The sequence below is a fragment of the Marinomonas arctica genome (assembly GCF_003259225.1).
In the GTDB taxonomy this organism is placed as follows: domain Bacteria; phylum Pseudomonadota; class Gammaproteobacteria; order Pseudomonadales; family Marinomonadaceae; genus Marinomonas; species Marinomonas arctica.
Genome location: NZ_QHJF01000002.1, coordinates 74,361 through 87,924, shown reverse-complemented (window position 1 = coordinate 87,924; position 13,564 = coordinate 74,361). Strand labels below are relative to the sequence as shown.

Annotated in this window: 14 protein-coding genes; 3 read left to right on the top strand and 11 right to left on the bottom strand. The window is 44.7% G+C overall.

The genetic code is table 11. From position 1 onward, the window contains the following. The first annotated feature begins 9 nt into the window (after positions 1-9). The gene (locus DK187_RS01530) at positions 10-633 is read left to right on the top strand and encodes a bifunctional 4-hydroxy-2-oxoglutarate aldolase/2-dehydro-3-deoxy-phosphogluconate aldolase (protein WP_111605576.1); all 624 of its coding nucleotides are present in this window, start codon (positions 10-12) and stop codon (positions 631-633) included. Positions 634-712: 79 nt separating this feature from the next. Here the strand turns inward: DK187_RS01530 and DK187_RS01525 are convergent, their stop codons facing one another. The 5 genes from DK187_RS01525 to rpsU form a co-directional block, all read right to left on the bottom strand. Next, positions 713-2,119, bottom strand: a complete 1,407-nt coding sequence (locus tag DK187_RS01525; protein WP_111605575.1) for a PhoH family protein — start codon at positions 2,117-2,119, stop codon at positions 713-715. Positions 2,120-2,487: 368 nt separating this feature from the next. Then, positions 2,488-4,326, bottom strand: a complete 1,839-nt coding sequence (rpoD, locus tag DK187_RS01520) for an RNA polymerase sigma factor RpoD (protein ID WP_111605574.1) — start codon at positions 4,324-4,326, stop codon at positions 2,488-2,490. A gap of 115 nt (positions 4,327-4,441) precedes the next feature. Then, a complete protein-coding gene (dnaG, locus tag DK187_RS01515) occupies positions 4,442-6,442 on the bottom strand; it encodes a DNA primase (protein WP_111605573.1) in 2,001 nt (666 codons plus the stop codon). 4 nt (positions 6,443-6,446) lie between these two features. Next, a complete protein-coding gene (locus DK187_RS01510; protein ID WP_111605572.1) occupies positions 6,447-6,893 on the bottom strand; it encodes a GatB/YqeY domain-containing protein in 447 nt (148 codons plus the stop codon). 152 nt (positions 6,894-7,045) lie between these two features. After that, entirely contained in the window at positions 7,046-7,261 is a 216-nt protein-coding gene (gene rpsU, locus DK187_RS01505) for a 30S ribosomal protein S21 (RefSeq protein ID WP_009835737.1), read from the bottom strand. Positions 7,262-7,696: 435 nt separating this feature from the next. On the opposite strand from rpsU, the gene tsaD reads away from it, so the two are divergent. Next, positions 7,697-8,734, top strand: coding sequence for a tRNA (adenosine(37)-N6)-threonylcarbamoyltransferase complex transferase subunit TsaD (tsaD, locus tag DK187_RS01500; RefSeq protein ID WP_111605571.1), 1,038 nt, complete (start codon positions 7,697-7,699; stop codon positions 8,732-8,734). Position 8,735: 1 nt separating this feature from the next. Then, positions 8,736-9,101, top strand: coding sequence for a dihydroneopterin aldolase (gene folB, locus DK187_RS01495; RefSeq protein WP_111605570.1), 366 nt, complete (start codon positions 8,736-8,738; stop codon positions 9,099-9,101). Positions 9,102-9,112: 11 nt separating this feature from the next. On the opposite strand, the gene DK187_RS01490 is transcribed toward folB, so the two are convergent. Genes DK187_RS01490 through pdxA form a run of 6 tightly spaced genes read right to left on the bottom strand, consistent with a single transcriptional unit; the run spans position 9,113 to position 13,561 of the window. Further along, complete coding sequence (locus DK187_RS01490) at positions 9,113-10,210, bottom strand: tRNA nucleotidyltransferase/poly(A) polymerase-related protein (protein ID WP_111605569.1); 1,098 nt, start codon at positions 10,208-10,210, stop codon at positions 9,113-9,115. Between the two features lie 6 nt (positions 10,211-10,216). Continuing rightward, positions 10,217-10,537 carry a thiosulfate sulfurtransferase GlpE gene (gene glpE, locus DK187_RS01485; RefSeq protein WP_111605568.1) on the bottom strand — a complete coding sequence of 107 codons (321 nt, stop codon included), beginning with the start codon at positions 10,535-10,537 and terminating at the stop codon, positions 10,217-10,219. Continuing rightward, positions 10,534-11,361, bottom strand: coding sequence for a symmetrical bis(5'-nucleosyl)-tetraphosphatase (locus DK187_RS01480; RefSeq protein WP_111605567.1), 828 nt, complete (start codon positions 11,359-11,361; stop codon positions 10,534-10,536). Before DK187_RS01480 ends, glpE begins: the two co-directional genes overlap by 4 nt. Positions 11,362-11,369: 8 nt before the next feature. Further along, a complete protein-coding gene (gene apaG / locus DK187_RS01475) occupies positions 11,370-11,744 on the bottom strand; it encodes a Co2+/Mg2+ efflux protein ApaG (RefSeq protein WP_111605566.1) in 375 nt (124 codons plus the stop codon). Continuing rightward, positions 11,745-12,545 carry a 16S rRNA (adenine(1518)-N(6)/adenine(1519)-N(6))-dimethyltransferase RsmA gene (gene rsmA, locus DK187_RS01470; RefSeq protein WP_111605565.1) on the bottom strand — a complete coding sequence of 267 codons (801 nt, stop codon included), beginning with the start codon at positions 12,543-12,545 and terminating at the stop codon, positions 11,745-11,747. It abuts the gene before it with no gap. Next, positions 12,542-13,561: a 4-hydroxythreonine-4-phosphate dehydrogenase PdxA gene (gene pdxA, locus DK187_RS01465; protein ID WP_111605564.1), complete on the bottom strand. Its 1,020-nt coding sequence runs from the start codon at positions 13,559-13,561 to the stop codon at positions 12,542-12,544. The genes rsmA and pdxA overlap by 4 nt, the downstream gene beginning before the upstream one ends. Positions 13,562-13,564: the final 3 nt, after the last annotated feature.

Below are 13,564 nucleotides of genomic sequence, written 5' to 3'. Positions count from 1 at the left end.
GAAAATAAAATGACTACTTCATATACTGCTGAACAGGTAATGACAGCCACTTCTGTTGTTCCTGTCATCGTTGTTGATAGTGTTGAGCAAGCGGTCGCGTTAGGTAAAGCACTTGTCGCCGGTGGTGTGCCTGTTTTAGAGGTAACCTTGCGTACGCCAGCTGCCCTAGAGGCCATTACGGCACTTCGTAAGGAAGTACCTGAGGCGATTGTTGGTGCCGGAACGGTGTGTTCTCGCGCGCAATATATTCAAGCCATTGAAGCGGGCTCTCAGTTTATTATTAGCCCAGGGATGACGCCTGATCTATTGGCGGTGGGCAAAGAGTTCGATGTGCCTTATTTGCCAGCCGTAGCGACTATTTCTGATATTTTGCTTGGTATGGAATACGGCTATGACCGTTTTAAGTTCTTCCCTGCTGAAGTGAATGGCGGTGTTAAAGCGCTGAAAGCATTTGGTGGTCCATTGCCACAGATTAAGTTTTGCCCGACGGGTGGTATTGGTGCGGATAACTTCCGTGAATATCTAGCCTTGCCAAATGTGCTATGTGTGGGTGGTTCTTGGATTGTACCAACAGATTTAGTGCGTGCCGGTAAGTGGGATGAGATTACCGAGTTGGCGAAATCCGTTGCTTAGGTTCTGAGTGATTTAATCGCTGGTAGCAATATGAAAAGGGGAAGAACGTTTGTTCTTCCCCTTTTTTCGATCTAAATACTCATAAATTCTCTTCAGCAAATTCGGCAAGTCGGCTTCTTTCTATGCCATTGACGTGCATGATGCTGGCGTATTTAAAGGATTTTGTTTTCTCCACTAGGTAAGTTAATCCTGAGGTTAGTGGGGTGATGTACTTGTTATCAATTTGTGCCAAATTGCCCAGTACAATGATTTTCGAATTGCTGCCAACTCGTGTCACGATGGACTTGAGCTGGAATTGTGTGAGCCCTTGTGCTTCGTCGATGATGATCAAAGCATTATTAAATGAGCGGCCACGCATAAAGTTCAAAGACTTGAATTGAATGTTGGCTTTTTGTTTAACGTAGTCAATGCTGCTAAAAGAGTGTTCGTCAGCGCCATGCAAAATTTCTAAGTTATCGTCAAAAGCTGCTAACCATGGTGCCATTTTTTCCTCTTCTGTTCCAGGTAGGAAACCAATGTCTTCCGCCATCGGAGGCGTAGATCTAGCAACGATAATTTTATTAAAGCGTTTTTCCTCCATAGTGACTTGCAGTCCATACGCTAGGGCTAACAGTGTTTTTCCTGAGCCAGCTGGCCCTGTCATTACCATGAGATCTGAGTTGTCATGACGTAATAAGTAAAACGCCATGGCTTGCTCTAGATTGCGGGGGACAATGCCCCAGAAGTTTTGATTCATCAGGTGCTGTTTATTGATATCGAGCAGGTAGACGTGTTCTTGGTCCAGGTTGACCACAAAGCCAATGAAGTCTTCATCATCAATGACAAACATATTGAAATAGATATTAGGTAAATGGCTTTTATTAATAACATGAACTGTGTGACGGCCGTGAGCTTCTGTTTTAACGCTTTCAATGGTTGACCAGAAACTGCCTGCAAACTGAATATAACCCTTACTCATTAGGTCCAGATCGTCAAGAACCTTATCCTTACGATAGTCTTCTACGCGTTCTAGTCCCGAGCCTTTTGCCTTGATGCGCATGTTGATGTCTTTTGTTACAAGGCAAACAGAGGAGCGAGGGTGCGTTGCTTGTAAGCTTAAGCCAACATTGATGATGCGATTATCATTGGCGTGATCATGGTTGCCATTTAAAAATGGGATATTATCGGTTAGGGTGATTTGTTGGTCTGGATAAATGGCCAAAGAGCCTTCGACGCGTTTAGGTTGCTCCTGATCTGTTTCATTACTGATAATGCGTATTGGGACGCCGGCTTGTAGGTCTCGGGGAGAGGCATCACCCACTATTTTGTCGATGGTGTTGATCGCTACTCGAGCTTCTCTACTAACGTCTTTGTCTCTCCTATCTTTGATAACATCCAATTCTTCTAGGACAGTCATAGGAATGACGACTTTGTGTTCGGCAAAAGCATAAATTGCCAATGGATCGTGCAATAGCACATTTGTGTCGAGAACGTAGATTTTTTCCATAGAATATTACTCCTGCAATGAACATGAAGCTTGCTTTTGAATAGGGAAGAAACGAACGAAACGCATAGTGCTTAGATAATGACTGAAGAGGTGAATGTTTAGTTTAGTGAAAAGTAACAGGGTGAACCGTAATTTAGTAAGCGTTGTCTGATTGGCAGCTTGATTCGCCAAAGTAGGCTGGAGCATTGTATTGAAATGATGACGATTATGGTTTTTTGGCAAGTTGAACCTCACTGTCTTTATCCATACTCTAATTAGAGTGTATGACAGTTTTGTTGCTTATGCTTGTTCTAATAGGCTTTTTTAGCAATTTTTAGTTATAAAAAAACCGCTGTTTATGGCAGCGGTTTTTTTGTGTTCGACTGATATCAATCGTCTAAGAAGCTTCTTAGATGCTCTGAGCGGCTAGGATGACGTAGCTTACGCAGTGCCTTGGCTTCGATTTGACGGATACGTTCACGCGTCACGTCAAACTGCTTACCGACCTCTTCAAGAGTGTGATCAGTGTTCATGTCGATACCGAAGCGCATGCGCAACACTTTGGCCTCACGTGCCGTTAAACCAGCAAGTACCATAGTGGTTGATTCGCGCAAACCTTCTATTGTTGCGATATCAATAGGGGATTCCGCACCATCGTCTTCAATGAAGTCACCTAAGTGAGAGTCTTCATCATCACCGATCGGGGTTTCCATCGAAATCGGCTCTTTAGCGATCTTCAATACTTTGCGAATTTTGTCTTCAGGCATGTCCATGCGAGCAGCCAATTCTTCAGGCGTTGCTTCACGTCCCATTTCTTGTAGCATCTGACGAGAAATACGATTTAGTTTATTAATCGTTTCAATCATATGTACAGGAATACGGATAGTGCGAGCTTGGTCGGCAATGGAGCGAGTGATTGCTTGACGAATCCACCAAGTGGCATAAGTTGAGAACTTATAACCACGGCGGTATTCAAATTTATCCACTGCTTTCATTAGACCGATGTTGCCTTCTTGAATAAGATCCAAGAATTGTAAGCCACGGTTAGTGTATTTTTTCGCAATAGAAATAACCAAGCGTAAGTTGGCCTCAACCATTTCTTTTTTCGCACGGCGAGCACGAGTTTCACCGATTGAAATGCGACGATTAATTTCTTTTAGTTCTGCAATGGTTAAACCTGTTTCTTTAGAAACAGCGCGTAGTTTACGCTGACTGCGCATAAACTCAGCTTCGTTTTCTTCCAGTGCGGCGGCGTAATCGGCACCAGAAGCAATTTGTTCTTTCAGCCAATCAGGATTGGTTTCATTGCTTGGAAAACGTTTTAAAAATTCGGTTCTTGGCATGCCAGATTTGCGCACACACACTTGCATGATAAGGCGTTCTTGGTCGCGGATTTTTTCCATACGTGTACGTACGCGATCGATCAGCTCATCAAACATTTTTGGAACAAGCTTAATAGGAGCAAAACTAATGCTTAGCTCTTCTTGCTTATTTTTCACGTCAGGGTCTTGTCTGTCGCGTGTTTCCAATAGCACTTTTAATTCATTGTAAATGCGCGTGATATCGTTGAAGCGTAATGCCGTTTCTTCAGGGTCAGGACCGTTATCCGTTTCTTCTTCGGTGGTCTCTGAATCATCATCGTCTTCGTCACTATCGACCGTATCTTCATCGATTAATGGCTCATCGTTAACGGTGTCTTCGAAAATAGGTTCTTCACCGTCGCCATCGATAAAGCCACTAAAGATATCGCTTAGGCGGCCTTCTTCTTCCTGTACTTTTGAGTAGGCGTCGAGCAATACATCTACCGCACCAGGGAAGTAGGAGATAGCAGCCATGACTTCACGAGTACCTTCTTCGATACGTTTTGCGATGGCAATCTCGCCGGCACGAGTCAATAGTTCGACCGTACCCATTTCACGCATGTACATACGGACTGGGTCAGTGGTTCTAGTAATATCACCTTCTACTGCGGCCAAAGCGGCAGCGGCTTCTTCCGCGGCGGCTTCATCGGTCGCATCACCTTCTTCCATGAGAAGGCTATCTTTATCGGGTGCAACTTCGGAAACCGTAATGCCCATGTCGTTGATCATGGCAATGATTTCTTCTACTTGCTCCGGGTCTGAAAGGTCATCAGGGAGGTGGTCGTTAACTTCAGCAAAAGTTAAGTAACCTTGTTCTTTACCCTTGGTGATCAGCTCTTTGAGACGTGACTGTTGAGTGTCTGGCATTCGACAACCTATCGTTAGAAATTCATTTGGGAGTTTAGCAAGCCGCGGATTATAACAAAATCTATCGCTTTTATCCACCGAATCCTTTCTTTTGTGTGTGAAAATTAAGCAACCATTATGATTTTTTTTGTCTAATCAGATCCATTAAATTCCGTAATTCCTGCTTACTGCTATTGTCCTTTATGGATTCGTTTCCTTTGCTTTTCAACCGTGCAATGCTGCTATTTAATCCAAGATTTTTTTCCAACGCTATAACCATATCGAGCACTTCTTGATGTGCATTGGTTATTTTCTGCTTTGTTATTGCATCTTTGTGGTTTAATAATGCGTAAATGGAAGATGTTGTGACGTTATCTGTCATTTCTCCTAGTAGGTGTCCTGTGTTTTTATTGGGGTATTTTGTGAAATATCGCCATATTTTGCAGAAAACTTGCAGCTCATCATTGGCTTGATTTATCACGGGGTCGGGTAAATCGATCTCTTTTGCTATGTGAGGATGCAGTAGGAGGCACAGAGAGGCCTGTTTTATTCGGCTTAGACTGGGTGCAGCGGGTGGAAGTGCTGGCTCGTCGTTGTAAAACTTGCCTTTAGAAAAGGGTTTTTTACCAAAAGGTTTTTTAAATGAACCTTGTGTTGTAGGTTGGGTTTTTGGTGCTGTGTAATCAGACGGATGAAAATCATCGTAGTGGTTGTGCGACGGTTCGTAATCGTAGTCGCTTAAATCTGGAGTGTCGCCATTATAATGGTGTGTTTGTTGTGTATGGTCTGGGTGGGTGAGTGTTTGCTCTTCCGTCGGTGTGAACTGGCGTCGAGTTTTAAAGACAGTATTGCCTAGCGTTTCACTGTCGATACCAGATTGATCGCTTAATTGGCGAATTAATACTGAGCGAAAGGTGAGCTCTTTGGGGATTTGCTTAATCATTTCCATGGCATTGCGAGCGAATTGTGCTTCGCCTTCTTCATCGCCCAAGGTTACCTGGTTTCTGGCGTGATCAAACAGTACATGTGATAGCGAAGACGCATCTTCTAGGCGACGATTAAAGGCGTCTTTGCCCTCCTTTCTGACCAGTGAGTCGGGGTCTTCACCCTCAGGTAAAAATAAAAAGCGTACTTGCTTTTCATCTTGCATAACCGGCAAGGAGGCTTCTAAACCTCGAATGGCAGCCGCGCGGCCAGCCTTGTCGCCATCAAAGCAAAGTACGATCTTGCTAACCAGTTTAAAGAGTTTGCGTATGTGCTGGCTATTGACGGATGTTCCTAGAGTGGCAACGGCGTTGGTAATGCCGTGTTGCGCCAACACTATGACATCCATGTAGCCTTCAACCACAAGAATTTGGTCGAGTATGGGGGTATTCTGCTTCGCCTCGAATAGGCCGTAGAGTTCTTGGCTTTTTTGAAAGACAGGGGTTTCTGGCGAGTTGAGATATTTGGGTTTTTCATCGCCAAATGCTCGTCCGCCAAAGGCAATCACACGGCCCCTAGAATCTCGAATGGGAAAAATGATCCGGTCACGAAAGCGATCATAGTAGTGGCCCGGTTGGTCTTTTTTCTCAATCAGCATGCCGCCTAATAAAAGCTGTTCTTGGCTTTCTGCGCGAGTTCCCACTTTTTTAAGAAGATTGTCCCATCCTGCAGGTGCGTAGCCTAAGCCAAACACTTTAGCGATTTGGCCAGACAGTCCGCGTTCTTTTGACAAGTAGTCGGTGGCTTTTTTCTTGTCAGGGTGTTGAGTGAGTTGTTGCTGATAAAACTGCGAGCTTTCGGATAGGCGTTTAAGCAGTTCTGCGTTTTGTTCGTATCTGTCTGGTGCGCCTTGTTCTCTTGGCACTTCCATGCCCGCGTCTTTTGCCAGTACTTCAATGGCATCGACAAAGTCTAAATGGTCATGTTCCATGACAAAAGAAATCGCATTGCCGCCTGCGCCACACCCAAAACAATAATAGAACTGTTTGTTTGGATTGAGACTAAAGGAAGGGCTTTTTTCGTTGTGAAAAGGGCACAGTGCGCTGTAATTTTGTCCGGTTTTTTTGAGGCTAATGCGAGACGCAACCACATCGGTCAGGTCGGTTCGAGCCAAAAGCTCGTCAATAAACTGATCAGGGATACGTCCCGCCATAGTATTAGCCTAATTGTGCTTTAACTTGTTTGCTGATTTGTGCCATATCGGCACGACCTTGAACCTGTGGTTTTACTATTGCCATAACTGCGCCCATTTGTTGCATGGATGTTGCGCCCGTTTCTGCAATGGCTGCTTTTACAATCTCACCGACTTCATCGTCGGTCAATGGTGTTGGTAAAAACTCGCTAATGATGGCCATTTCTTCTTGTTCAATCGCAGCGAGGTCTTCGCGACCGCCGTCGATAAACTGTTGGTTTGAGTCTTTGCGCTGCTTGTTCATTTTGTCAAGAACGGCTAATACACGAGCATCATCTAGTTCAATGCGTTCATCTACTTCGATCTTTTTGCATTCGGATAGGATAGTGCGAATGACAGTGACACGTTGCTTTTCTTTGGCACGCATCGCGTCTTTTAATGTATCTGAAATGTGTTTTTTTAGGTCTGACATGGGATCCTCTTACTTTCGGTAGATAGTTGTCGGGTAGGCATATAGGCAAAAAAAACGGCTAGTTGGTTAACTAGCCGTTTTTTATAAGCCTAAAAGTTAGAAACGTCTAGGCAAACATTTGTTTTTTGCAAAGTGCCAAACGGCAGATTGGCCTAGTACAAACGTTGGAATTTCTTTTGCTCACGAGAAACTTTCTTCGCGTGGCGTTTCACAGCGGCAGCTGCAGCGCGTTTACGAAGTGTTGTTGGTTTTTCGTAGCATTCACGACGACGAACTTCAGCCAAAACGCCTGCTTTTTCACAAGAGCGTTTGAAGCGACGTAGAGCGATGTCAAATGGTTCGTTATCTTTTACTTTTACTGCTGGCATGTTTTTACCTTTAAGAATATTTTTAAAACGTTTAAGTATTCACAAAAACGGCGTGAACTATACCCGTATTTAATGGGCTTTCAAAGCGCGCTTTTGTTGAACAGAGTGTGATCCAGTATGGATCGATTTCCCTAAACCAAAAGCCTAAGCCAAAAGGCTTAACCCTGAACAGACTGTTATCGCGTCTGTAACGGTATTCATTTTTTCATAGGGTGCTTGTTTGCCATTTTGCTTCTCTTTACATGGAAGCCATGGGTTAAGCTAGAAAAATCACCTGCCTTTTTATTTAAACATTTAAAACGCGCGCATTATAAAGCTTTTACCTAGCGGTGTCTAATCTCATTTACGCTGAATACGAACTAAGTTGCGGTTTGCTCTGCAATGGTCTGAACAGATAAGGTACAATATACGCAAATTATTAATGAGATTATTCTGATGAAAGTATTGGGATTAGAAACTTCTTGTGATGAAACGGGGATCGCTATTTACGATACCGAGAAAGGTCTTTTGGCACACAAGATTTACTCTCAAATCGCTCAGCACGCTGAATACGGTGGTGTTGTACCCGAATTGGCTTCCCGTGATCATGTCCGTAAAACGTTGCCGCTTATCGATGAGGTATTACACGCTGCGGGAATAAAAAAATCGGAACTGGATGCGATTGCTTACACCAGTGGTCCTGGCTTGGTTGGTGCCTTGATGGCTGGCGCGACGATTGGTCATTCTTTGGCGTATGCATTGGGGATTCCAGCTTTGGGAGTGCACCATATGGAAGGGCATCTTTTAGCGCCAATGCTAGAAGAGTCGCAACCAGAAATGCCTTTCGTTGCTTTGCTGGTGTCTGGTGGACACACTCAATTGGTGCGTGTTGATGCGATCGGTGAATACCGTCTTTTAGGTCAATCTCTTGATGATGCGGCAGGAGAGGCTTTTGATAAAGCCGCTAAGATGATTGGTCTACCTTATCCCGGAGGGCCATATATTGCGGCGTTAGCGAAACGTGGTAATGCTGAATCTGGGTTGACATTCCCGCGCCCGATGACAGATCGTCCAGGTTTGGATTTCAGTTTCAGTGGTTTGAAAACCGCGTTTTTAACGGCGGTACATGATGCATTAGATCATGATCGCTGCGATGAGCAGTTCAAAGCGGATGCTGCTTTGGCGTTTGAAACCGCTGTGGTCGATACCTTGGTCATAAAGTGTCGTCGAGCGCTGGAAGCAGAAGGTTTGAAACGATTGATTATTGCCGGTGGCGTGAGCGCGAATCAACGATTACGTGAGCAGCTTGAAAGCCAACTGAAAAAAATCAAAGCCAGTGTGTTTTATGCCAGACCGGAATTTTGTACCGATAATGGTGCCATGATCGCTTATGCTGGTGCTCAGCGTTTGGTCAATGGTCAATTTTCTGAGCTTAGTTTGTCAATACGCGCCCGTTGGCCTTTATCTGAATTGCCACCTCTAAAGGAGTCTTAATGTGACCGACCTAGTGTTTATTGAGGGTTTAAAAACGCAAGCTGTGATCGGTGTGTACGATTGGGAAAAAAAAATCCAGCAAGATTTGGTGTTTGACTTGGAAATGGAGCACGATAATCGTGTTCCGGCAGAGACGGATGATCTTGCGAAGACATTGGATTACGAGGCAATCTCCAATTACATTTTAGCGTTTTGTGCTGAACGTCAATTTGAGCTAATTGAAACCTTGGCAGAGCACTTGGTTGCTGAATTGATAGGACAGTTTAAATTAAACGCGATCACGCTAACATTGCGAAAGCCTGGAGCGGTGTCAGCAGCTCAAGCCGTAGGTGTGAAAATTCACAGAAAGTCTACGGTCACTTATTGAGACGTTATGTGTTAATTGATCAAAGGGGATAGGGTTTTGTCGAGAGCCTCTGTACGGGCTTTTTTCAACGCTTGTCCTAGCTCAGCGCCACTTAAGCCTTGTTTGATGAATGGGGCGGCATTGATGGTCGCTATGGTATTTCGCAATGATTGCCAGTCATGAATGTCGCTGTTCGTCAAATGGCTCAGAACCTCAATCAGTAAAACATAAGGTTGGGGTTTTTTTATGGCATTAACGCAAACTAACCAGCTTTCCCACGCGATGGAATCCATAGGTATATGTTGATTTTCTATGAATGAGCGTGTTTGCTCTGCCAGTATTTTGAATTGATTTGGGCAGCGGATGCGTTCATGTAATCGGGTGAGTTGAGCAAGTGGCGTGTTTTTGCATAACATTGCCCAGCGCTGGGCGGGTGTTATGTTCTTTTGGCTTAGACTCTCGATAAGGTTCAGGTCTTCCTCCCATACTAACTCAGGAAAAAGCTTATCTAGAGCGTTTACTTCCTTTAATACCGAGCAAAAAATATTGGCATGTTGAGTATTAAGGGCCTTTTCTAGTTCTTTCCATACCCGTTCTGCACTTAAACTAGATAGTTCTCCCGAGGTGCTAATGGTTTGCATTAACCGGATGGTTTCGGGGGCAATAGTAAAGCCAAAATGATGGAAACGTGCGGCAAAGCGAGCAACACGCAATATTCGAAGCGGGTCTTCAATAAAAGCATCCGAAACGTGACGTAATACGCGATCTCGTAAATCTTGTTGACCATGAAAGGGGTCAATTAAGGCGCCATCTTTATCTTGTGCTATGGCATTGATGGTCAGGTCTCTGCGTTCCAGATCTTCTTCTAGGCTGATGTCAGGAGAAAAGTCACAGATAAAGCCTGTATAGCCTTGCCCTTGCTTTTTTTCTTTGCGAGCAAGAGCGTATTCCTCTTTGCTTTTGGGATGCAGGAAAACAGGAAATTGTTTGCCTACTTGCTGATAGCCTTGTTGCTCAAGTTGCTCTGGGGTGGCACCAGTGACAACCCAGTCATGATCGATAACTGGCAGTGCTAAAAGTGCGTCTCTCACAGCACCGCCAACGAGATAGACTTGATACTTGGCTATCATGGTTGGTTAGCTACCCGTTTCGCATTGTTCTGGAAACATGGCGCTCCATTGACTAAAACCACCATTTAGTGAGTAGACTGCCTTGAAACCTTGCGATGCTAGGTATTCTGCCGCGCCTTTACTGCTATTACCATGGTAGCAGCAGACAATAACTGGCTGGTCTTTTGCGGTGCTGTCAATAAAGTCTTGAACGTTATCATTGGTTAAGCTGATTGCGTTTGTCATGTGACTGTTATGGAAACTGGTCAGATCGCGAATATCAACAATGGTGGCATTGTTTTCAATAATTGGCAGTGCATCTGAAATATCAATACAATGAAAAGTCATGAATTCTTCCGATTAAGTGTGCAAGGTGTACTAAAGCGCTGTTTATCTTCTAAGCGCAACGCCGTCAAACTTCCGCCCCAGACGCAGCCTGTGTCTAATGCATGGATACGTTCTAACTGGGTTTTTCCTTCTAAAGCGGCCCAATGACCAAAAACGATATGGCAGTCCTTAGGCACTTTTGAGGGATAATTAAACCAAGGAGCGAAGCCTTTCTCAGCGGTGTTAATGCCTTCTTTAGATTTAAGATCAAGCTTACTGTTTTCATCGCAAAAACGCATGCGAGTAAGGTAATTAGTGATCGCACGAAGACGATCTAAGCCTGTCAGTTCATCGCTCCATGTGTCTGGAGTATTACCATACATGGTCGCAAAAAAATCATCAACACTGTCTGATTTGAGTTTTGTCTCGACTTCGTTGGCGAGAGATTGAGTTTTTGCTAGATCCCAGCAAGGCGGGATTCCCGCGTGTGTCATCACGGTATTAAGTTGCTCATCGTAGTGAAATAAGGGCTGTTGGCGAAGCCAGTTCATTAAGTCATCACGATCGCCTGCTGTCAGTATTTCAGCTAATGTATCACCCCGTTTTAACTTTCCATAGCCATGGGAAACCGCCAGCAAATGCAGGTCATGGTTGCCTAAAACAATGGTGGCGTTGTGGCCCAGTGATTTGATGAAGCGAAGCGTTTCTAGCGACTCTTCACCGCGATTGATCAGATCACCAGCAAACCAAAGTTTGTCTTGTTCAGGGTGGTAATTAATTTGTTCTAAAAGCTGCACTAAAGGCGTAAGACAGCCTTGTAAATCACCAATAACATAGGTTGCCATAAATTGCCTCAGTGAACCTGATTGGGGACAGACAGAGTGAAAGGGCGAATAGGGGCGTCAAACTCTGTGCCATCGTCTGCCAGAAATTGATAGCTACCCTGCATGCTGCCAACAACTGTGTCCATCACCGTGCCGCTGGTGTAATGAAAAGACTCTCCTGGCGCTAAGTGCGGATATTCTCCAATGACGCCGCTGCCTTTCACTTCTTGTACCTGCTCATTGCCATTGGTAATAATCCAGTGGCGGGTCTGAAGCTTGGCCGGCTCTGTTCCGCAGTTGGTGATTGAAATGTGATAGGCAAATACGTAACGGGATTCATTAGGTGTTGATTGGCTTGCGAGATATTCTGTGCGAACAGAAACCGCGACGTCATATTTCTGCATTTACCCTTCCTTTTTGAGGACGTAGTTGGTGATTCGAACGAAGTCTTCCACGTCAAGCCTTTCAGGACGCAATGTGGGGTCAATATTGAGTGCCGAAAAATCATCGGTGTCTAATACCCCTTTGTAATTGTTGCGTAGGGTTTTGCGGCGCTGTTGAAAGCCGATTCTAACCATGTCTTCTAGCATTTTTATGTCATTAACTGGGTAAGGTAATGCTTTATGTGGCGTCATTCTCACAATGGCAGAATCGACTTTTGGCGCTGGGTCGAATGATTCTGGCCCAACAATAAAGAGTGATTCGACGGAGCAATAATACTGTGCCATCACGCTAAGGCGTCCATAAAGGCTATCACCAGGGCGCGCGGCCAAACGATCAACCACTTCTTTTTGTAGCATGAAGTGCATGTCTTCAATGGCGTTGGCTTGGCTTAATAAATGAAAAATAAGCGGCGTTGAAATGTTGTAAGGCAAGTTGCCTACAACACGAATGGCTTGTTCTGGCGTGCTCAGTGAGGCAAAATCAAATTTCATGGCATCCGCTTCATGAACGGTAAGCTCGGGAAAGCGGAATAAGTTTACCTTCAAAATAGGGATTAGATCACGGTCAAGTTCAACGACATCCATGCGCTCAGTAACACTGATTATGCCTTCCGTTAAGGCGCCTTTGCCCGGTCCAATCTCGACGATGCGCTGACCTTTTTTGGGGCCAATGCATGCCACAATGCGTCGAATTACGCCGTGATCATGAAGGAAGTTTTGGCCGAATCTTTTTCTGGCTTTATGGGGCTGCTGTTTGCTCATTTAGAAAACTTTTTCGCGTTATTTGCCATATTAATAGCATGTTGAATGGCCACTTTAAGGCTGCCGTTATTTGCTTTGCCTGTGCCAGCCAAATCAATGGCTGTGCCGTGGTCGACAGATGTTCGAATAATAGGTAAGCCTAATGTGATATTGACGGCATTACCAAAACCTGAATATTTTAACACAGGTAAGCCTTGATCGTGATACATGGCCAAGGCGCAGTCGGCATCATTTAGGTATTTTGGGGTAAACAGGGTGTCTGCTGGAAGAGGGCCCACAAGATCTAAGCCTTCTTGGCGCAGTTTATCGAGTGTTGGAATAATAACGTCAATTTCTTCTCTACCAAGATGACCATCTTCACCGGCATGGGGGTTTAAACCACAGACTAAGATCTTTGGTTTTGTAATCCCGAATTTCTCTTGCAGGTCTTGATTCAGTGCGTTGATGACAAGACTGATACTTTGCTCTGTAATGGCAGCAGACACATCTTTTAGTGGTAGGTGAGTGGTGACGAGTGCCACTTTCATTGCTTCTGTGGCTAGCATCATCACCACATGTGGTGACTTACACTGAGCCTGAAAGAATTCGGTATGCCCAGAAAAATGCACACCCGTTTCGCATAAGATGCCTTTGTGAACCGGAGGGGTGACAATGGCATCAAATTCTTTTCGTAGACAACCTTCCCCGGCGTGTTTGAGCGTTTCTAAAACATAAGCTGAATTAGCGATGTCTAGAACGCCAGCAATCGTCTGTTTCGCTTGCTGAATTGGCAAGACGCTAATCATGCCTTGTTGATGCGCGCTTACTTCATGTGAGTGACTGAGTGTTCGAATGTCGACAGTTAGACCCAGTGTTGACGCTCTATCTTTTAGTAATTGTGGATCAGCAAGAATAATTAAACGAGCAGGAAAAGTCTGCTCGTTTAAGGCGCTTAGAATAATGTCAGGGCCGATTCCTGCCGGTTCACCAGAGGTGATGGCAATAATAGGGAGTGACTCTACCGGATTATTCGCCATGCT